General features: G+C 66.2%; 19 protein-coding genes. 2 read left to right on the plus strand and 17 right to left on the minus strand.

From position 1 onward, the window contains the following. The 14 genes from J0X25_RS30900 to J0X25_RS30965 all read right to left on the minus strand — a co-directional run bounded on the left by J0X25_RS30900 (nt 1) and on the right by J0X25_RS30965 (nt 12,094). Nucleotides 1-372 (minus strand): DUF3209 family protein, encoded by a 372-nt coding sequence (locus J0X25_RS30900; RefSeq protein WP_207287750.1) that lies wholly within the window; start codon nt 370-372, stop codon nt 1-3. Between the two features lie 68 nt (nt 373-440). Beyond that, nucleotides 441-1,673, minus strand: a complete 1,233-nt coding sequence (locus tag J0X25_RS30905) for a CbiX/SirB N-terminal domain-containing protein (RefSeq protein ID WP_207287751.1) — start codon at nt 1,671-1,673, stop codon at nt 441-443. 16 nt (nt 1,674-1,689) lie between these two features. Further along, on the minus strand, nt 1,690-2,412 hold the full coding sequence (locus J0X25_RS30910) for a cobalamin biosynthesis protein (protein ID WP_207287752.1): 723 nt from the start codon (nt 2,410-2,412) through the stop codon (nt 1,690-1,692). Continuing rightward, on the minus strand, nt 2,409-2,675 hold the full coding sequence (locus tag J0X25_RS30915; RefSeq protein WP_207287753.1) for a ferredoxin: 267 nt from the start codon (nt 2,673-2,675) through the stop codon (nt 2,409-2,411). Before J0X25_RS30915 ends, J0X25_RS30910 begins: the two co-directional genes overlap by 4 nt. A 2-nt stretch (nt 2,676-2,677) precedes the next feature. Next, a complete protein-coding gene (gene cobJ, locus J0X25_RS30920) occupies nt 2,678-3,757 on the minus strand; it encodes a precorrin-3B C(17)-methyltransferase (RefSeq protein ID WP_207287754.1) in 1,080 nt (359 codons plus the stop codon). A gap of 7 nt (nt 3,758-3,764) precedes the next feature. Then, nucleotides 3,765-4,643, minus strand: coding sequence for a precorrin-3B C(17)-methyltransferase (locus tag J0X25_RS30925; protein WP_207287755.1), 879 nt, complete (start codon nt 4,641-4,643; stop codon nt 3,765-3,767). Further along, a complete protein-coding gene (gene cbiG, locus J0X25_RS30930) occupies nt 4,640-5,632 on the minus strand; it encodes a cobalt-precorrin 5A hydrolase (protein WP_207287756.1) in 993 nt (330 codons plus the stop codon). Before cbiG ends, J0X25_RS30925 begins: the two co-directional genes overlap by 4 nt. A gap of 225 nt (nt 5,633-5,857) precedes the next feature. Next, a complete protein-coding gene (locus J0X25_RS30935) occupies nt 5,858-6,754 on the minus strand; it encodes a cobalt-precorrin-4/precorrin-4 C(11)-methyltransferase (RefSeq protein ID WP_207287757.1) in 897 nt (298 codons plus the stop codon). Continuing rightward, the gene (locus J0X25_RS30940) at nt 6,751-7,617 is read right to left on the minus strand and encodes a cobalt-factor II C(20)-methyltransferase (RefSeq protein WP_207287758.1); all 867 of its coding nucleotides are present in this window, start codon (nt 7,615-7,617) and stop codon (nt 6,751-6,753) included. Before J0X25_RS30940 ends, J0X25_RS30935 begins: the two co-directional genes overlap by 4 nt. Further along, nucleotides 7,614-8,246, minus strand: coding sequence for a precorrin-6Y C5,15-methyltransferase (decarboxylating) subunit CbiT (cbiT, locus tag J0X25_RS30945; RefSeq protein WP_207287759.1), 633 nt, complete (start codon nt 8,244-8,246; stop codon nt 7,614-7,616). Before cbiT ends, J0X25_RS30940 begins: the two co-directional genes overlap by 4 nt. 180 nt (nt 8,247-8,426) lie before the next feature. After that, complete coding sequence (locus tag J0X25_RS30950) at nt 8,427-9,209, minus strand: 3-oxoacyl-ACP reductase family protein (protein ID WP_207287760.1); 783 nt, start codon at nt 9,207-9,209, stop codon at nt 8,427-8,429. Nucleotides 9,210-9,378: 169 nt separating this feature from the next. Beyond that, entirely contained in the window at nt 9,379-9,897 is a 519-nt protein-coding gene (locus J0X25_RS30955) for a DUF8154 family protein (RefSeq protein ID WP_207287761.1), read from the minus strand. After that, nucleotides 9,890-10,336, minus strand: a complete 447-nt coding sequence (locus J0X25_RS30960) for a nucleotidyltransferase domain-containing protein (RefSeq protein WP_207287762.1) — start codon at nt 10,334-10,336, stop codon at nt 9,890-9,892. The genes J0X25_RS30955 and J0X25_RS30960 overlap by 8 nt, the downstream gene beginning before the upstream one ends. 441 nt (nt 10,337-10,777) lie before the next feature. After that, on the minus strand, nt 10,778-12,094 hold the full coding sequence (locus tag J0X25_RS30965) for a cobyrinic acid a,c-diamide synthase (protein ID WP_207290902.1): 1,317 nt from the start codon (nt 12,092-12,094) through the stop codon (nt 10,778-10,780). Between the two features lie 111 nt (nt 12,095-12,205). On the opposite strand from J0X25_RS30965, the gene J0X25_RS30970 reads away from it, so the two are divergent. Beyond that, a complete protein-coding gene (locus J0X25_RS30970; protein ID WP_207287763.1) occupies nt 12,206-12,766 on the plus strand; it encodes a DUF1802 family protein in 561 nt (186 codons plus the stop codon). Between the two features lie 72 nt (nt 12,767-12,838). After that, the gene (locus J0X25_RS30975) at nt 12,839-13,021 is read left to right on the plus strand and encodes a hypothetical protein (RefSeq protein ID WP_207287764.1); all 183 of its coding nucleotides are present in this window, start codon (nt 12,839-12,841) and stop codon (nt 13,019-13,021) included. A gap of 314 nt (nt 13,022-13,335) precedes the next feature. Here the strand turns inward: J0X25_RS30975 and J0X25_RS30980 are convergent, their stop codons facing one another. From J0X25_RS30980 to cobN, 3 genes are read right to left on the minus strand one after another with little or no spacing between them, the layout of a single operon-like run. Beyond that, nucleotides 13,336-14,175: a cobalt-precorrin-7 (C(5))-methyltransferase gene (locus tag J0X25_RS30980; RefSeq protein ID WP_207287765.1), complete on the minus strand. Its 840-nt coding sequence runs from the start codon at nt 14,173-14,175 to the stop codon at nt 13,336-13,338. Beyond that, nucleotides 14,172-14,906 carry a precorrin-8X methylmutase gene (locus J0X25_RS30985; RefSeq protein WP_207287766.1) on the minus strand — a complete coding sequence of 245 codons (735 nt, stop codon included), beginning with the start codon at nt 14,904-14,906 and terminating at the stop codon, nt 14,172-14,174. Before J0X25_RS30985 ends, J0X25_RS30980 begins: the two co-directional genes overlap by 4 nt. Further along, a complete protein-coding gene (gene cobN / locus J0X25_RS30990) occupies nt 14,899-18,789 on the minus strand; it encodes a cobaltochelatase subunit CobN (RefSeq protein WP_207287767.1) in 3,891 nt (1,296 codons plus the stop codon). Before cobN ends, J0X25_RS30985 begins: the two co-directional genes overlap by 8 nt. Between the last annotated feature and the right edge of the window lie 25 nt (nt 18,790-18,814).

Here is an 18,814-nt window from a genome sequence, read left to right on the forward strand (position 1 = left end):
TCAGTCCTCGACCGGGAAGGTCTCGTGGAGGGTGTCGTGGGCGTCGCCGAGGCCGTCGACGATGCTCTCGCCCTGCGCGCTCAGGCGCTGGACTGCACGTTCGGCGTCGCGAACCGCCAGCAGGCGCCCGCGCGTGTAGTCGTACTCGGGGTCGTCGCTGTCCATCGCGGCCACCTCTTCCTCCAGATCGACGAGGGTCGCGTCGAGGTGGCGCTCGATCTCCGCGAGGCTCTCGGCGTTGGCGAGCCCCTCGATCGGCCCCTCGAGGTGACCCTCGAGTTCCTTCTCCGCGTGGTCGCGGGCGCTGTCGTCCCCGACGCCGAGGACGGTCATCAGTCCGAGTCGTAACGCTTCGATTTCGTGGCAGCTCATGGGTATACGTAGTGGATTATCGGTTTCGTGTCTTTCGTTTCGCGTGTCTCGATGGTCGATTCGGTCCGCTACAGCGTTTGGTCGACGAGGTCGCTCACGATCCGATCCCGATCGAGGTGGTCGCCGACGATCCGTTCCGCGTCCTCGCTCGCCACGTCTCCGTACCAGATCCCGTCCGGGTAGACGGCGACCATCGGTCCGTCGCCGCACCGGCCGAGGCAGGAGGAACGCGTGATGCGGGCGTCGCAGTGCTCGGAATCGCGGGCCTCCTGTCGGAGTCGCTCGAGGACCGCTGGCGACCCCATCTTCGCACACGTCTGGTTGGTACAGACCGCGACGTGCTTTTCGAGCGCGTCGTGCGTGTGGGGTTCGTCGTCGACGTCCTCCCGGTCGGCGTGGGCCTCCTGATGGGCCAGCGCGCGCAGCATGGCTCGCGCGCCGCCGACGTCCTCCTCGTAGCCCTCGAGGTCGACCTTGTACTTGCACGTGTCACAGGACATCTCGACGCTCTCCGTGCGGGCCTCCTGCCAGCGGTCGGCGAAGACGTCCAGCAGTCGGGAGTCGGTCCCCAGCGGATCGCCGGCCAGCGCGTCGACGTACGGGTAGTCGTCGTCGAAGTCGTCCGTCCAGTCCCGGACCCGCTGGGTGAGGACGCCGTCGCCGAGCATGTACGGCAGGACGACGACGGCATCGGGGCGGTGCTTCGAGAGTCCGTGGAGCGTGTCCTCGAGCGTCGGCTCCGTGACGCCGATGAACGATGCCTCCAGGCGGTCGAACGCGCGGCCCTCGTAGAGCAGGCGGGCCAGCTTGTGTACGTCGCCGTTAGCGTCCGGATCGCTCGAGCCGCGGCCACAGAGGACGACGGCGACGTCGTCCGCCTCGCGGTCGACGCCCAGTTGATCCTCGACCGCGGCTGCGCGGTCGTCCAGCAGGTCCACGATTGCGGGATGGATCCCCAGATGCGCGCCGTTGTTGATCTCGATGTCGTGGGTCGCCCGAGCCTGCTCGATCGCCAGCGGCACGTCGTTTTTGACGTGGCTCGCGGCGAACAGCGAGCAGTGGACGACGGTCACCTGTGAGGCGATCGGTTCGAGCGCGTCGAAGGCCTCGTCGATGGCCGGCTCCGCGAGTTCGAGGAAGGCGGCGTCGACCGGGATGCCGAGCCGGGACTCGAGGTCGGCGGCCAGTTCGCGGACCTGTTCGTTGGACTTCTCGCGCCTGGAGCCGTGGCCTACCAGCAGGACGGCCTCGTCGTCGAACGCGGCCGCGGGCGCGGACGTGGAGTCGTCGGGTGTACTCATGGTGGGGCTCAGTCGATCACTCGTCGTAGGCGTCGGCCTGCTCGAGGCTGCGCTCCAACTTGCGCCGGCGACTCGGCGCGAACAGGCCGGTCGCCTCGCAGTCCTCGTAGAGCCACGTGCCGAACGCGGGCGCGGCGTCGTCGTCGACGCCGAACCAGTAGCCGCCCGACGAGGTCTCCGAGAGGTCGTCGAAGGGCGCTTCGACCGGACAATCGGCGATCAGTTCCTGTGCGAGTTCGAGCAGGTCCGCGTCGTCGTGAACGAACGAGATCCCGACGGTGCCGCTCGAGGACTTGAAGCAGACGGTGCCACAGCCCTCGAGCAGGCCCCGCAGGAGTTCCCGGTCGTACTCGGAGAACGCGCCGAAGCGGTAGTTGCCGCGGCCGTCGACGGGCAGGCCGAGCGCGCCGCTTCGCCCCAAGAGGCCCGTTTCATCGTCGTCGCCGATCGTCAGCGTGTACTCGTCCTCCGTCCGCGTGATCGACGTATCGTGGGCGTAGTCGCGCGTCGTCGTCTCGTGCTCGAGGTCGCCGCCGGCGACGGCGGCCAGCACCTGCGCCGATTCCTCGTCGTTGGCGACGACCTCGATGCGGTCGTCGGAAACGTCACCACTGCCGGCGACGTGGCCCCAGAAGTACGCCGTAGCGGGGTGGCCCGCGAGCGGATCGGACGGGACCGCGATCTCGAGCGACTCTTCCGCCGCGGCCTCACCGTCGGATTTCGGCCGACTCTCGCTCATTCGCCCACCTCCTCGACGATGATCGCGTCCGTCGGACAGGCCGCGGCGGCCTGCTGGGCCTCGCCGATGCGGTCGTCGTCGAACGTCGCGACGACGCGCTCGGTGGTGTCCGTCACTTCGCCCTCGCAGTCGTAGACCGGGTCCGCGCCGGGATCGATCGTCGCGAGGCCGTCCTCACCCTCGACGAACCGCGGGTCGCGGGTCAGGCAGGCGAAGATGCCGTCGCAGGCGTCCTTCTCGATGGTGACTTCGTATCGTGGCATCGTTAGTAATCGTACTTCGTCTCGTAGCCTCGAGGCGTGACCATCCGGTCGTCCCAGACGTAGGTGTCCTCGGTGCCGACGACGATCGTCGTCGTCATGTCGATGATCTCGCTCTCGCCGAGCTCCTCGAGTTCGGCGAGTTCGGTGATCATCACCTGTTCGTCCTCGCGGCCGGCGCCGTGGACGATGCCGACCGGCGTGTCGGGGTCGCGGTGGGTCAGCAGGATCTCGCAGGCCTTCTGGAAGTTCTCCCGGCGCTTGCGGCTCCAGGGGTTGTAGATGGTGATCGTGAAGTTCTCGCTCGCGACGGAGTGGAGCCGCGACTCGATCTCGGGCATCGGCACGAGGTGGTCCGACAGCGATACGGAGACGGTGTCGTTCACGAGGGGGGCACCGAGGCGAGCCGCGCAGGACTGCGCCGCGGGGACGCCCGGCACGACTTCGAAATCGACCATCGAGGCCGTTGCGCTCTTCGACTCGAGGATCTCGAGCGCCAGCCCCGCCAGCGCGTAGACGTTGGGGTCGCCGCTGCCGACGATGGCGACGTCGTTGCCCGCCAGCGCGCGGTCGATCGACTCCTCGGTGCGGGAGACCTCGCCGCACATCGGGGTGTCGTAGATCTCGTCGGCCTGTTCGGTGATCTCGTCCGGAATCAGTTCGATGTACGTCGTGTAGCCGACGATGTGGTCGGCCTCGAGCAGCGCGTCCTTGGCGCGCTCGGTCATCCCCTCCGGGTGGCCGGGGCCGAGTCCGACGGCGATCAGCTGACCGGGTTCGGCGTCGAAATCTTCGATGGTGGCGCCGACCTCCTTTTCGTTGCTACTCGAGTCGTCGTCGGAACTCGAGGCGCCGCAACTCGAGGACGACGAGGAACTCGAGGAGGCACCGCACGTGGAGCTACTCGAGTCGCCCGTATCGCTCGAGGACGCACCGCATTTCGAGCCGGAGCTCGAGGCTTCGGTAGTGCTACTCGAGGCCCCGCATTTGGAGGTGCTCGACGTCTCGGTTTCGTCGTCGGTCGTGGACGCACCGCATTTGGAAGTCGATTCGGCGTCGGCGTCTGCGTCGGTGTCAGTACTCATTGTGGTATCAGAAGTCGTCGACGTCACGCCCGCCGCGCGGGGTGACGAGGTACGTTCGGTCGTCGTTACTCCACGTTTCGGTCTCGTGGTTGCCGATGATCAGCGAGGTGCCCATGCCGGAGACCTTGTCGTCGTGATCGGCGGCCTCGCCGAGGGTGGTGATGAACTGGCTCTCGCCGTTGCGGCCGGCGTCCTCGCGGCCGGCGTCGTTGACGATGGCCACGTAGGCGTCGTCGGTTCGCTCCTCGCGGACGATCTCGACGGCCTGCTCGTAGTTGCGCCAGCAGTTGTAGAGGACGATCACGAAGTCCGAGATCGCTGCGGCACGCAGTTTTTCCTCGATCTCGTCCCAGCCGCGCCACTTGTCCGAGAGTGAGACCGTACAGAAGTCGTTGCACAGCGGCGCGCCGACGTTGGCTGACCCACCGAGTGCCGCCGTCAGGCCGGGAACGATCTCGATCGGGATGTCCGTCGCGTCCTCCTCCTCGGCCATCTTGAAGATCAGGTCCGACTTGCCGTAGACCGACGGGTCGCCGCCCGAAACGTGAGCCACGTCTTTCCCCTCGCGGACGTAGTCGAACGCCGCGCGGGCGAGTTCGATCTGGCGGCCCATCGTCGAACGGACGATCTCCTGCTCGAAGCCGTCGTCTCGAGTCGCGACCCCGTCTTCGTCCGTCTGCTTCTCCGAGGGGATCGTCCCGTCGGCCCGGAGGAACTCCTGGTAGAGGCTCGAGGCGATGACCACGTCCGCGGACTCGATGACCTCCTTCGCTCGCTTGGTCATGTGGTCGGGGAGGCCGGGGCCGATGCCGACGACGTAGAGGGTGCCGTGATCGTCGGGGGTACCTCCAGTCGTCGCGCCGGTCGATTCGGCGCCCGAACTCATCGGCCGATCGCCACCGTGACCTCGTTTTCGTAGCTGATCTTCTCGAGGACCAGTTCCTGTTCACGGCCACCCGCGATGGCGGAGGCCTCGGAGACGCCCGGCCAGCCGATCAGCTCCTTCGATTTCGACGGCGTCGGCCCCTCGTGCTCGAGCAGGGTCTCCTTGTCGAAGGCGACCACTCCGAGATCGAGTTCCTGGGCGGCCTCGAGCAGTCCCTCCTCGTCTTCCTTTCGCGTCGCGGTGCCGACGAACTCCACGTCGTCGAAGCCGTAGTCGGTCCGCTCGAGGGCCTCCTCCCAGGCCTCGAGGAAGGCGTCCTTGCTGGCCCCCGAAACGCTTCCGGTACCGAGGACGACGCCGTCGTCTTTGTTGCGCTTGAGCACCGTCACGTCGTCGCCGACGAGGACGGCTTTGGGGCCGTCGAGCCGGGCCACGGGGCCGAGGTTCTCGTCGAGGACGGCGAGGTTCGTCTTCACGGTCGAGTCGCCGTTGACGACGTGGGCGTCCATCGCCTTCGCCTTGGACTCGACGCCCTGCTTGCCGGCCGCCTCCGAAGCGGTGGTCATCGCCGGGACGGCCCCCATCGTCGCGAGATCCTGTGCGACCTGATTCGCGCCGTGGTGGCCGCCGGTGATCGGGATGGCCCACGTCAGTTCCTCGTCGACGACGCAGATCGCGGGGTCGTCCCACTTGTCGTCGAGCAGGTGGGCCGTCTTCCGCATCGCGATGCCCGAGGCCATGAGACCGATGAAGCAGTCGTACTCGCCCCAGTGCTCCTCGAAGACGTCGCCGTGGTACTCGATGATGTCGATCGCCTCGTAGCGATCGCCGATCTCTGCCTTGATCTCCTCGGCGGTGTTCATCTTCCGGCCGAAGGAGATAATCGCGATCTCCTCCGCGACCTCGCCGTCCGAATCCGGCGTCGCACAGTGGCCGCCGTCGGAATCCGATTCGTTCGTCGTGTCCGTGTTCTCAGTTCCTGAACTCATGCTGAAACCTCCGTCGTACTCGTAGCGAAATCGTCCTGTCCACGTTCTTTCGACCCGTTCAGACCACCACGGGGGTGGGACTGAAAGGGGCCAGTCCCGTCGGCGAAGGCGGGCGACGCAAGCACCGCAGGGAGGGAGCCCTGCGACTGACCGAGGCGCGCAGCGAGCCCCCCGAGTCGACGGGGCTGGGGGCTTTCACCGTGTTTGCGGCCATTGCACTGCGTTTCAGTCATCGCCCGCCTCCGTTTCAGCCGAACTTTCCGGAGAACCCCGATTAGCCCAGTCGCCGTAGAGGAAGGAGCGCTCGTAGCCCGCGCCGGTCACGGCGTCGCCGATGACGACCAGCGCCGACGCCCGGTAACCGGCTTCTTCGACCTTGTCGGCGATATTCTCAACTGAACCGATAATGACGTCCTCATCCGGCCACGAGGCGTGGTAGATCACCGCGACCGGCGTCTCGGGGTCGTGACCGTCCTCGAGCAACCGATCCATCGTATCGCGGACCGCGTGGGTCCCGAGGTAGATGCAGGTCGTCACGTCGCCCATCTCGACGAAGTCGGAGATGTGGTCCTCCTCCGGGCTCAGGGTCTTCCCCTGCGGCCGAGTGAACGCGACGTGATTCGAGACCTCGTTGAGCGTCAACTGGGTCCGCAGCGTCGCGCTCGCGGCAAAAGCGGACGTGACGCCCGGGACGAAGTAGGTCGGGACGCCCTCGTGTTCGAGCGCGTCCATCTGCTCGAGCGCCGCCCCGTAGATCGCGGGATCGCCGCTGTGCAGGCGGACCACGTTCCGGCCCTCCTCGTAGGCGTCCCGCATCAGGGGGATCAGTTCCTCGAGGTCCTTGCCCACCGAATTGACCAACTCGGCGTGGCCGCAGTACTCGTCCAACAGTTCGCTGTTGACCAGCGAGCCCGCGTGGACCACGAGGTCGGCCGCCTCGAGCAGTTCCTTTCCGGCGACGGTCAGCAACCGCGGGTTGCCGGGGCCGGCGCCGACGAAGGGGATCCCCTCCTGTTCGTCGCCGGCGCTGTGCTCGAAGATCCGGTCGTCGAGTTCCTCGCGGCGCCGTTCGCCCTGGGAATCGATCGCGTCTTGTGGGTCGTTCTGCGTGTCGTCGGTCATCGGTGGCCTCCACAGTCGCCGTGCGCACAGCCCTCGGCGATCTCTTCGGTAACGACGGCCCCGCCGTCTGCGACGGGCTCGCTGCTCGTCGCCGATTCGTCGTCGCTCGCCTCACCGGTCCCGTCGCTCGAGGTCGCGTCGTCGGTCCCATCGCTCGCAGTCCCATCGCCGTCTTCGTCCTCGAGGAACGCCTTGGTCGCCTGCTCGACCTCGAGATCCGCCTTCTCGGCGTATGCGAGGGTGTAATAGTCCCGCTCGTCGATTGCCTCGGGGTCGTCCGTCACTACGGTCTCGCCCTGCTCCATGAACAGCCGCCGGCCGTAGGTCACGTCGTAGCCGGCCTCGAGGAGCCCTTCGTGGGTCGCCGGCGCATCGGTGACCTTGAACAGGATCATCCGATCCGGTCCGGCGGGACTCGCACCGTTCGCGGCCTCCCGGAGCGACAGTCCCGCGCCGGCCTCGATCTCGACCCCCATCGCGGTCGCGAAGGCCGTGACGGCGCTCACGCCGGGGACGATCTCCAGTTCGACGTCGGGGTGGAAGGCGTCGATCGTCCGGCGCAGGTGGCCGAACGTCGAGTAGACGTTCGGGTCGCCCAGCGTGACGAAGGCGACGTCGCCGTCGCGCGCGTTCGGCGCGATCTCCGCCGCGGCCTCCTTCCAGGCCGCTCGAAGCTTCTCCTCGTCTCTCGTCATCGGAAAGTCCAGCTCCCCGATCTTCGACTCGTCGACGTGCTCGAGCGCGACGGATCGCGACAGGCGACCGGGCGAGTAAACCACGTCGGCGCGCTCGAGGACCTCCTTCCCGCGGACGGTCACGAGGTCGGCCTCGCCGGGGCCGAGTCCGACGCCGTAGAGCGTCATCGCTCGTCACCTCTCGTCGTTTCGCCGCTTCCATCGGCTGCGACTTTCTCGCCGCCGTCTTCGTCCGCATTGTCTTCGTCCGGCGTCGCGCTCCCGACCAGCATGTAGACCGGATTGTCCGAGTTAAAGCTCGTCGCCCCGGCCAACTCGTAGCCGTGGCTCACCTGAAACTGGACGACCTCCTCGAGAATCTGGCGCTCGCGGAACGCTTCGGTCGCCTTCCCGGCGACCTCGAGTCGCGAGACGTTCATCACGATGCGGTCGACCGCGGTCTCGACGGCGTGGTCGAGGACGGCCTCGAAGTTCCGGCTCCCGCCCAGGAACAGCGCGTCGGCGTCGTCGGGCAGCCCTTCGGGAGCTTCCGCGTTGCGCAACTCGACGTCGGCCCGTACCGACTCCGCGTTGGCCGCGAGGTTCTGCTCGGTCGTCTCGAGCCGGTCGGCCTTCCGCTCGAGGGCGGTCACCCGCCCGGCTCGCTGTGCGGCTTCGATGGTGACGGCCCCCGTACAGGAGCCGACCTCCGCGAAGTGGTCGTCCGGCTCGAGGGCGAGCTTCGAGCGGACGACGGCCCGGACCTCCGACTTGGTCGGGCCGGCCTTCGCGTCGTGTGGAAGCGCGATGGGTGGCATCACCCGTGGCAACAGCAGCCTCCCCTAAAACAATTTTGTTTGGAGTAGGGCAACTGTAATTGCCCAGATATGGTTGGGGTAGTCCAACGAAATTTGCTCACGGACGGCTGCCCGCTGGTCACTGAAAAACTGGGTCGAGAGCGGTCGGCGCCGATCAGGTTCGGCGCGCGGGACGCGAGGCTACCACTCCATGCCGCCGTTGATCCCGAGCACCTGACCGGTCATGTACTCCGCCTGATCGCCGACGAGGAACCGGACCATCCCGACGATGTCCTCGGTCGTCGCGAACCGACCCAGCGGGATGTCCTCGCGGATCTTCTCCTGGACCCGCTCGGGGACCTTCTCGAGCATGTCCGTCTCCGTGAACCCGGGTGCGACGCAGTTGGCCGTCGAGCCGTGGCTGGCCAACTCGAGGGCGAGCGTCCGCGTGAAGGCGAAGAGGCCGCCCTTCGATGTCGCGTAGTTGGCCTGCCCGTAGTTGCCCTGCTGGCCGACCACGCTCGAGATGTTGATGAGGCGACCGTGGTCGGAGGTCTTGATGTCCTCGTAGAACGCCTTCGTGCAGTTGAACGTGCCGTTGAGGTTGACGTCGATCACCGTCTGCCAGTCCTCGTAGGTCATGTCCTCGAACGTCCGGTCGATGGTGATCCCCGCGTTGTTGACGAGGACGTCGATCTCGCCCAGTTCCTCGCGGATCGTTTCGGCCATTCGCTCGACATCCTGCGGTTCGGAGATGTCCGCCTGCACGGGGACGGCGTTCTCGCCGTTCTCCTCGATCGTCTCCGTGACCTGGAGGGCGCGGTCCTCGGCCGAGCGGTAGTTGACGGCCACGTCGGCGCCGGCGCGGGCGAATTCGAAGGCGATCTCGCGGCCGATCCCGCGCGAGGATCCCGTGACGAGACAGGTGCGGTCGGTCAGTGGTCTTCGCTCCAGCGGCTCGAGTCGTTGGACGGTTTCGGACATGCGAGAGACAGTACACCGGCATTCGTGTTAACTATTTGACTACACGTCAGAATTCGTGAATACTACCTCGTGATAGGGTGTCGAGTCGGGAATCATCGACGCGGCAGCGGATCCTCGACACCCGCGATCAGTTCGCGATCGACTCGAGAAATCGGTCGGACTGCTCCACTCACTCGAACGAGGAGCAGCGGCGGAACCGTTCGATATCGTGGTCGAACGAAACGATGTGGTCGTGAACGGTCGTCGCTACCGAACGCATAGTCCGTGCCTGCGCTTTCGTCGTGACAGTCGTTCCGTAGTAGTGTTCCGTTCGTCTCGCATCGTACAGCGTTTTCAGCGACTCGATCGTCTCGTCCTCGAGTAGGACCTGTCCTTTCGCAAATTCGTAGGGGGACGTGTGATCCCGTAACTCGCTCGCGTCAGTGTCGGTTACCGCCAACAGGTATCCCTGGAAGGTGTGTTCGATAACGATGAACGAGTGTTCTAGAATCGCACCGTAGTAGTCACCGAGGTCGTCGATCTCGTGGATCAATTCGAGGAGTCGACACGCCTTCTGAACCTGGACCTCACCGGCGTCAGCGTCGGACGCTGCGTTCAGCTCCGGTTCGAACGTCGGTCGCCCGTGTGCGTGCCCGAACGCGTCCTCAGCGGCGTCGATACGCTCGAGTAGTTCGGCCGGATCACTCATCGCGCAGAACCTCCAACTTGACTCGTTCGAGCGTCTCCGTGGAGTAGAGCGTAATGCCGTCACCGAATAGCCGTTCGGCGTCGACTCGGTCCGATTGATTGACGATCGATCGAGGAGTTTCGACGATCATTTCGAAGGAATGCCGCTCTGCCGAGGTCCACGCCTGGTCGTCGTCCTCGAGTCGCGCCCTGATTTCCGCCCAGTTCGATTCGAAGTCGGCTTCCGCGGCGTCTGCGGCCGCAACTGTTCGCGGAATCCGGAGGTCGGCGAGCCGCTTCTCGAGTTTGTTTGCGTTGTGCCGTTGTTGCATGTGGTCGCCGCCGACGAGAACCCACAGGTCGATGTCAGACTGGCGGTCGGCCGTTCCGCGAGCGACGCTGCCGAAGAGGACGATTCCCTTCACGTCGTCGAGTTCGTCTTCGATGTAGTGTCGTCCCACTCGAACGGGAGTCCGAAACTGGACCTGCGGAACGCTCTGTATCGGATCGCTCGGTCTGTCGAGTCGCGTTCTGTTGATGTGGACCCGTCGTGCGTTCCCCTCGTGGAACGTTTCCACGAGTTCGTTGGCCTCGAGCGTATTGACGGCTTCGCGGGTCGCTCGCTCATCGGCGTCACCGCGGAGAGTTGACGGATGGAGACATCGATATCCGGATTGTCACCGAGAAAGTTGAGGATGTGCGGGCTGGCGCCGTGTTTGAAGAGTTCCGAGTCCCGTATGGGGAGCGTCAGCCCGATAGCTGCCCCGGACGATCGGTCGGTGCGGACCGACTGATCTCCCGAACTACTGTGCCGCATACGGCATGATACTGCGCCAATATATAGTTTATTAGTACAGTGGTCTCGATACTCCGACGAGGAACACGACCTCGACTCGAGGAGATCAGTTCGCGATCGACTCGAGAAACCGATCGAACGCGCCGCTCTCGGCGTGGACGTGGACGTAGGTCCCCAGCGACTCGTACTCGGTCAGGCCGTCGTGCTCGCCGTCGATCCCGTCGCCCCGTACGGTCTCGAAGGCGAAGCGAGCGTCGTCGTCGACCGCCGCGCTCGAGTAGTGAAACTCGTGACCGCGAATCGACTCGCCGCTGCGGGCGGTCAGGGTCCCCTCGCTGGCCTCGCACTCGACGTGATCGAGCGCCTGATAGCGGTCGTGCATCGTCACGTCGGCAGGCAGGATGCCGGCCATCTCGTGGCGGTCGCCCTCGGCGGTGGTCAGCGACCGACTCATGGCCATCAGTCCGCCGCACTCTCCGAGGACGGGCAGGCCCTCGCTCGCGAGGCGTCCGAGTTCGTCGAGCGCGTCGCTCGACTCGAGTTCGGCCGCGTGGAGTTCGGGGTAGCCGCCGGGGAGGTAGACGCCGTCGCAGTCGGGGACGGGATCGCCCGCGACGGGCGAGAACGTGGCGAGTTCGGCCCGGTCGCGGAACCGCTCGATCGTCGCCGGATACCGGAAGCAGAAGGCGGAGTCGCTGGCGACGGCGACGGTAGCGTCGACCGGCTCGGCGGCCCCGTCGGTCCGCGACGGCGTCACCGGTGCGGGCGGTTCGCTCGCGACGGCGGCCAGCCGTTCGGCCTCGAGCGACTCGGCGGCCTCCCGTAGCGCGTCCCGCGGCAGTGCCGCCTCCTCGCCCATCTCGAGGCCCAGATGTCGGTCGGGGATCTCGAGGTCCGAATTGGGCGGAATCCGACCGAAGAACTCGAGGCCGTCCGGCAGCGCGTCGCGGATCCCTTGCTCGTGACGGCCGCCGTGGGCGCGCTGGGCGACGACGCCGGCGACCTCGATATCGCGGCCGATGGTCTCGGCGTACTCGCGGAATCCGAGCGCGGTCGCCGCGACGCTTTCCATCCCCGCCTTGGCGTCGACCACGAGGACGACCGGCAGGTCGAGCGCTTCGGCGACCATCGCCGTACTCGAGCCGTCGCCGTCGTAAAGACCCATGACGCCCTCGACGACGCAGATGTCTCCCTCGCCGCGCTGGTAGTTGCGCCGCAGGCCGTCCTCGCCGCAGAGCCACAGGTCGAGCGTCCGTGAGGGCAGGCCCGCGATCGCCTCGTGGTGACTCGGATCGATGAAGTCCGAGCCAGCCTTGGCGGGTTGGACCGCGTAGCCGGCGTCCTCGAGGGCCTGAATTATCGACAGCGTCGCGACCGTCTTCCCGACGCCGGAACTGACGCCGCCGAGGACGAATCCGTCCATCATTGTCCTTTCGTTCGCACAACTGGACTTGAATCCGTCGGTGAGGTGACCGTGGGCCTCGAGCGACCGAAACCGAATTGGGAATCGTCCACGTTCAGGAGACTGAGATCAATGAGCGACGCGACGACCGCCACCGAAACGGTGCCGGCGCTGAAGGAGCGCGCCGGCGTCGTCAACGCCCTGCTCGACGGCGCCCAGACCGTCCTCGTCCGCCACCCGACGCTCGATCCTGGAACGATCGACGATCGGTTCGTCCTCTATCCGGCGTACAGCCATCAGGATCCGGCCCGCTACCAGTCCCGGTACGAGGAGTATTACCATCGCTCGAGCGCGAAGCCGGACGCCGGCGTGCCGATCCGCGCCGTCGCCGACGTCCGCGAGGAGTACACCGTCTCGAGTGACGCTCTCGAGGCGCTGGCGCGTCACTACGTCTACACGCCCGACGGTCTGCGCGACAAGTACGACCCGGATGACGACCTGCGCGTGCTGTTGCTTCGGGTGTCGGCGCTCGCGTCACCACCGCTCGTCGAAGAGCGGGGCAGCTACCGCGGCTGTCGCGCGTGGATCGATCTCGAGGCGGACGTCGAGATCGACACCGCCGCGGCGACGCCGGTCCTCGACGACGCGACGTTCGCAGAGCGGCGGGCCGCGGTTCGGGACGCGCTCGAGTGACGGCTCTATCGGTCGGTTCAAACCACCGACGAACTTAACCGCTCGAGTCGGTTACGAACGCCGGATCGAATCATGAACGGGGACCACGCCAGTGGGGACGACGGGACCGAGACCGAACAGCACCTCCGCGACGCGCTGCAGCACCTGAGCGCGGCGCGCGACGCAGACGATATCAGGAAGACAAACGCCGTCGCGCTCGAGGAAGTCGAAAACACCGTCTCGACGGTGCTGCGCGAGTACGAACAGGACGAATAGGAGGCGAGCGCTGATTCGGTTGACCGAGCGGCTGTTGTTCGGACACGTAGTTTCAGTGCTACCGTCACCAGTTCACAGCGTCGTTATCGGGTATCCGCATACGGAACGGTGACCTCGCGAGGAGGCGATCTCGAGAAGCGTCCTGCTGTCGTGGCAACGGGGAGTACCACACCCTCCCCAACCGATTCGCTCATTCACTGTGTTCATTCACTCATCCCTCGCACGGCTTTGGGACGCGGTTCGTTCACCACTCACCGCGTCCCAGCGCGCGCCACCGCACGGCGGATGGATCCTTGGAGCGGAACGGAGAGCGACTATACCGGCTGTCTCACCGCGAGGACGACCAGATCCGAGAACGGCGTGTCCTCTCGTCCGCTGCCGCCGGCGTGCTCGGACAGTTCCGCCAGCGTGAACCGATGGATCTCCTCCTCGTCGTGGGTCAACTTCTCGAGGACCAGCGCCTCGAGGTCCGGGTCGGCCCCTTCCTCGAGCAGGAACGCGGCGATGTCGCCGGGCATCCGATCGTAGGGGCGGGGGAGCACGAGCAGGTGTCGCTCGTCGACCGTCGCTGCAGTCGCGAGGCGGTCCATGTCGGCCTCGAGGTCGCCGCTCTTGTGCAGCGTGACGAACTCGGTGTCCTCCATCGGCGTCCGGGCCCGGCTGGCGGCCAGCTGGAGCGAGGAGATGCCAGGGATCACGCGAACCGGCGTATCGGAATCCGCCCGCTCGACCGCATCCTGACGAGCTTGTGAGTCAGGGCTCGTCGAGCTTTGCTCGACGGCGTCCTGGACCTTTCCGACGAACTGGTAGCCCGAGTGGTTGGGGTCGCCCATCGCGACGGCAGTCCCGGACTCGCCGGCGGCGACGCGCTCGCCGAACGCCTCGAGCGCCTCGGCCTCGTCCTTGTAGCCACAGGTCAGCAGGTCGGCGTCGGTCAGGTCCTCGACGAACTCGACGACGGTCGTGAAGCCGACGACGACGTCGGCCTCGCGGATCGCGCGCTCGCCGCGGGGGGTAAGATACTCCTGGTTTCCGGGCCCGACGCCAACGGCGTAGACCGGATCGTCTGCCCGCTCGTCGATATCGGGTTCCGCCGCTCCCGCGGCGAACGTCGCCGGGTCCGGTCCCGAATCGAGGTCGTACTCGCCACTCATCGGTTCCGGCCGTCCGCGCCCCGCGTTTCGGCGTCGAGGTCGAGGTCGATTTCGTCGGTTCGCACGTCCTTCGCGACGTGGATCAGTTCGTTCGTCAGCGCCGCCGCCAGCCCGCTGCCGCCGCGGCGGCCGACGTTCGTAATGGCTGGAACGTCGTATTCGTCGCTGACCTCGCGGATCCGCTGGCGGCTCTCCTCGGCCTTGACGAAGCCGACGGGCGTCGCGACGATGGCGGCGGGTCGGGTGCCGTTCTCGATGCAGTCGGCCAGCGCGAAGGCGGCCGTCGGCGCGTTGCCGATCGTGGCGATCGCGCCGTCGTAGACGCCCCGCTTGTCGAGTTCGAGCACCGAGGCGGCGGTACGGGTCATCCCGGTCTCCTCGGCCAGTTCGGCGCCGTTACCGATCGCCTTGCGCTTCTCGCAGTTGTGTCCGCGGCCGGTGATTCCAGCTTTGGACATGGTAATGTCAGTAACGATCGTGGCCTCGTCGAGGACCGCTCGAGCGCCGGCCCGGACGGGCGCGTCCTCGTCGTCGCTCCCGGTGAACTCGATCAAGTGCTGGAATTCAATGTCGCCCATTGAATGGACCGCCTTTTGTCGGATGCGGTCTCCAAGAGTCTCGTCCGGCACGAACTGCCGGACGATGTCCATGCTCGTCTCCGCGATGTCCATCGCGTTCTGCGTCGTTGCACCCAGATCAGCGTACTCGTTCTCAAACTCTTGTTCAGTCATCGTTGGTCACCCCCACGGCCTCGTTGGTCGTCCGCGCCTCGAGGTCACCCTCGACCTCGAGGTTCAGATCGCGCAGGCGATCGACCGTTTCGTCATCTGCGTCCCACAGGTCGCGCTCGATCGCCTCGAGCAGCGTGTCCGTGATGGACTCGAGCGCCCACGGGTTGACGTCTCGCATCCAGTCCTGGCGATCCGCGTCGAAGGCGAACTTCTCCGCGACCTCCTCCCAGAGCGTGTCGCTCACGACGCCCGTCGTGGCGTCCCATCCAAGGGTTACGTCGACGGTCGTCGAGAGATCGCCCGCACCCTTGTAGCCGTGGTCCTCCATGGACTCGAGCCAGTCGGGGTTCAAAACCCGGGAGCGCATGGCCTTGCGGACCTTCTCCTCGTTCGTGTAGACGTCGACGTTGTCGGGATCCGAGGAGTCCCCGACGTAGGAGGCCGGTTCCTCGCCCGAGATCTCGGACACGGCGGAGATGAAGCCGCCGTGGAAGGCGTACCAGTCCGAGGAGTCGAACTCGTCCTGTTCCATCGTGTCTTCGATCTTCACCGTCGCGTCGACGCTCGAGAGGCGCCGTTCGAAGGCGTCGTGGGCGTCCGAGACGCGCCCTCTCGAGCCCATCGCGTAGCCGCCCCACTGGACGTAGACGCTCGCGAGATCGGAGCGGTCGTCCCAGTTGCCCTCGTCGACGGCCTTGTTCGTCCCGGCGCCGTAGCCGCCGGGCTTGGTGGTGAAGACGCGATGCTTCGCGGCCTTGCGGGCGTCGGACTCGTCGAGGCCTTCGTCCGCCTCGAGTTCCGCCTGCTCTTCCTCGACGTGCTTCTTCACGTAGTTCATCTCGGGGGGTTCGTCGAGGTCGACGACCGCGTCCACGGCGTCGTGGATGACCCCCGCTGCTGCGGGGAAGGCGTCGCGGAACAGGCCGGAGACGCGCGTCGTCACGTCGACGCGCGGGCGATCCAACTCGTCGAGCGGAATCGGCTCGACGTCGTCGATCCGACCGGCGTCGGTCCACTGCGGTTCGACGCCCATCATGGCCAGCACCTGTGCGATCGTTTCGCCGCGGGTACGGACGGTGGGTGTCCCCCACGCGACGACGCCGACCTCCTCGGGGTACTCCCCGTTTTCGCTATGGTGGCGCTCGAGGACGCCCCCAGCCACTTCGCTACCGACCTGCCAAGCTGCCTTGACCGGGACCTTCCGCGGGTCGAGCGTGTAGAAGTTTCGGGCCGTCGGCAGCAGGTCGACGCCGCCGCGGGTCGGCGCGCCCGACCCGCCCGGCGGCACGTACTCGCCCGAGAGCGCGTCCGCGGTGCGCGGAATCTCGTCTTCGGCCCCCTGCACGCGGGGCTGGGCCTCCTCGCAGATGTAGGCCAGCACCTCGCGTAGGTCGTCGTGGGCCCGCGATTTGGCTCGCGCGTCGCCGATCGTCTCGAGGTCGACCACGAGCAGGTTCATGTTCACCTCGTCGTCGGGACCGGCTTCCCGCTCCGATTCCGGCACGTCGAAGTCGTGCTCGGCGAGCGTCTCGATCAAATCGACGCTCGTCTCGTAGACGACGTCGGCGGCCTCAGCGTAGGTCATTCCGAGATCGTCATCGTATTCGCCGGGCGCATTCAGCATCTTCTCGTAGTCGACGCCCAGCGCACCCGCCACGCTCTCGCGCAGGCTCGGCGCGCCGGGGTTCTCGAGCCGGGTCAGCGCGACGAGGTACTCTACGAGGCGTTCGTCGGCTGGCGGCTCGGACATCGTGTGCAGTCCCAGCCGGATCTGGGTGGTCTTGACGTCGGTGAGGTACTCGTGGACGCGTTCGACGAGTTCGTCGATTGCGAGGTCGTCGCCATCGACCTCGCCTTCCGCGAGGCTCGAGCCGGCCTCGTCCGGACCGCGAACGTCTGCCTTCTCGTCGATCGTCCCCGAAATGCCGAGTTCCACGGCGAGATCCAGTTCCTCGACTTTCTCGCGGATGAGGGCCTCGAGGTGTTCGCCGTCATCGGCGCGGGCGTCCTCCATCCCAGCCTCGCGATACTGATTCGCGAGTTCCTCGAGCTCCGACAGTTCGTCGTACGTCCCGGCGTTCCGCATCACTGGCGTGAGATAGTCGACGATGGCCGCGTACGAACGCCGCTTCGCCTGCGTTCCTTCCCCCGGATTATTGACGATGTACGGGTAGACGTTCGGGATATCGTCGATCAACTGGTCGGGCGCGCTCTCGCCGTTGAGGCCGACGGTTTTGCCTGGGAGCCACTCGAGGCTGCCGTGGGTCCCCAGATGCACCACGGCGTCGGTCTCGAACGTATTCCGTAGCCAGCCGTAGAACGCGTAGTAGTCGTGTGGCGGCTGGAGATCGGAGTCGTGGTAGACTTTCGAGGGGTCCATCCCGAATCCGCGGGGTGGTTGGACCGTCACGAGCACGTTGCCGAACTCGACGCCCGGAATCGCGAACGGACGGTCCGGCACGTCGCCCCATTCGTCGATAATATTCTCTTGGAAGCGCTCGTCGACCTCCGAGAACCACTCCTCGTAGGTGTCGGGAGAGACGACGTCGACGGAGAGGTCGCGGACGTCCTCGGGGGCGACCCAGCGGTCCTCGAGCGTGAGCTGGGCGGTCAGTTTCTCCACGAGGGACTGTCCGCTATCGGGCATATCATCGCCTAAATCGTAGTTGCGGGCCTCGAGTTCCTCGAGCAGATTGACGGTCGATTCGGGACTGTCGAGGCCGAACGCGGTGCCGATCCCGTCGTCGCTCGGCGGGTAGTTGTGCAGGACGACGGCGATCTGTTTCTCCTCGTTGGGTGTGTGACGCAGTTCGGCCCAGTTGACCGCGAGGCGGGTCGCGTGGTCGATGCGGTCCTCGATCGGGAAGTGGTGTTTCGGCGCGGAGCCGATGCCGGCCTCGTCGTCGGTGCGTTCCTTACCCGAGATCGGATGCGTGATGACGTTGCCGTCGAACTCCGGCAGGGCGACGGAGAGGGCGAGTTCGAAGCCCATCACGCCCGTGTCGCTGGACTCGTACCGGGATCGAGAGCGCATCGTGGTGACCGTCTGGAGGACCGGCACGCCGAGGCGGTCGAGGAAGACGTCTTCCGCGGAACTGCCCTCGTCGTCGGCGCTGCGGCCGCGCTCGTCCATCGAGAGGGAGAACATAAAAGAGGAGAGCACGGCGTCGACGACGGGCCGTCCATCGTCGGCGATGAGCCAGTTGTCCGTCACCCACTCGGCGTCTTCCTGCTCGTCGGTGTCCGTCGCGGGGTTACAGAAGATCGGGAGGGCGTTAGCACCCCGTTCCTCGAGCGCACGGACCTGCGCGTCGACGTAGCGGGTGTTCTCGTGGGTCCAGTGGGATTCGTAGAACCAGATCGCGACCGTCGGCAGGTCGGGGTCGTGAGTCTCGAGCAGTTCTTCGTACTCGATCCCCGGATGGTCCGGGTGGTAGACGCCCTCCGTCGGCAGTTCGGTGGGGTCATCGTATTCGATATCGCGGCCCTCGTACTCCGCGGCCAGAAATCGGCACAGGTTGGCGACGTTGATCGTGCCCCCCTTCTCCAGAAACTCGTAGGCGAGGTCGCGATGGCCCTCCGCGACGGTCGTGTCCTCGAACGCGAAGGCGTCGCCGGTCGCCTTGACGATCAGCGGGACGCCCGCGTCCTCGAGCGCGCCCGTCGCGTACTCGTAGCCCGGCATGCTGTCCTCGGCCCCGTGCAGCCAGAAGACGGCCGCCGCGGCGTCGTGCAATTCCTCGACGAACTCCTCGATATCGGCCTCCCCGTCCAGATCGCTCTCCGAGCGAACGACGAGGTCGATCCCCTCGAGACGGTCGGCTGCCCGGCCGATCGAGCCGAGTTCGTTCTCCGTGGCGGTATAGATCCCGATCGTAGTCATCGCGTTTTTAAACCTCTGTTGTATT

The sequence above is a fragment of the Haloterrigena alkaliphila genome, assembly GCF_017352155.2.
GTDB classification, from domain to species: domain Archaea; phylum Halobacteriota; class Halobacteria; order Halobacteriales; family Natrialbaceae; genus Haloterrigena; species Haloterrigena alkaliphila.

Bases quoted from the DNA above. Each gene is read 5' to 3' on its own strand.
- J0X25_RS30900 (WP_207287750.1), bottom strand. From the start codon at position 372: ATGAGCTGCCACGAAATCGAAGCGTTACGACTCGGACTGATGACCGTC.
- J0X25_RS30905 (WP_207287751.1), bottom strand. From the start codon at position 1,673: ATGAGTACACCCGACGACTCCACGTCCGCGCCCGCGGCCGCGTTCGAC.
- J0X25_RS30910 (WP_207287752.1), bottom strand. From the start codon at position 2,412: ATGAGCGAGAGTCGGCCGAAATCCGACGGTGAGGCCGCGGCGGAAGAG.
- J0X25_RS30915 (WP_207287753.1), bottom strand. From the start codon at position 2,675: ATGCCACGATACGAAGTCACCATCGAGAAGGACGCCTGCGACGGCATC.
- cobJ (WP_207287754.1), bottom strand. From the start codon at position 3,757: ATGAGTACTGACACCGACGCAGACGCCGACGCCGAATCGACTTCCAAA.
- J0X25_RS30925 (WP_207287755.1), bottom strand. From the start codon at position 4,643: ATGAGTTCGGGCGCCGAATCGACCGGCGCGACGACTGGAGGTACCCCC.
- cbiG (WP_207287756.1), bottom strand. From the start codon at position 5,632: ATGAGTTCAGGAACTGAGAACACGGACACGACGAACGAATCGGATTCC.
- J0X25_RS30935 (WP_207287757.1), bottom strand. From the start codon at position 6,754: ATGACCGACGACACGCAGAACGACCCACAAGACGCGATCGATTCCCAG.
- J0X25_RS30940 (WP_207287758.1), bottom strand. From the start codon at position 7,617: ATGACGCTCTACGGCGTCGGACTCGGCCCCGGCGAGGCCGACCTCGTG.
- cbiT (WP_207287759.1), bottom strand. From the start codon at position 8,246: ATGCCACCCATCGCGCTTCCACACGACGCGAAGGCCGGCCCGACCAAG.
- J0X25_RS30950 (WP_207287760.1), bottom strand. From the start codon at position 9,209: ATGTCCGAAACCGTCCAACGACTCGAGCCGCTGGAGCGAAGACCACTG.
- J0X25_RS30955 (WP_207287761.1), bottom strand. From the start codon at position 9,897: ATGAGTGATCCGGCCGAACTACTCGAGCGTATCGACGCCGCTGAGGAC.
- J0X25_RS30965 (WP_207290902.1), bottom strand. From the start codon at position 12,094: ATGGACGGATTCGTCCTCGGCGGCGTCAGTTCCGGCGTCGGGAAGACG.
- J0X25_RS30970 (WP_207287763.1), top strand. From the start codon at position 12,206: ATGAGCGACGCGACGACCGCCACCGAAACGGTGCCGGCGCTGAAGGAG.
- J0X25_RS30975 (WP_207287764.1), top strand. From the start codon at position 12,839: ATGAACGGGGACCACGCCAGTGGGGACGACGGGACCGAGACCGAACAG.
- J0X25_RS30980 (WP_207287765.1), bottom strand. From the start codon at position 14,175: ATGAGTGGCGAGTACGACCTCGATTCGGGACCGGACCCGGCGACGTTC.
- J0X25_RS30985 (WP_207287766.1), bottom strand. From the start codon at position 14,906: ATGACTGAACAAGAGTTTGAGAACGAGTACGCTGATCTGGGTGCAACG.
- cobN (WP_207287767.1), bottom strand. From the start codon at position 18,789: ATGACTACGATCGGGATCTATACCGCCACGGAGAACGAACTCGGCTCG.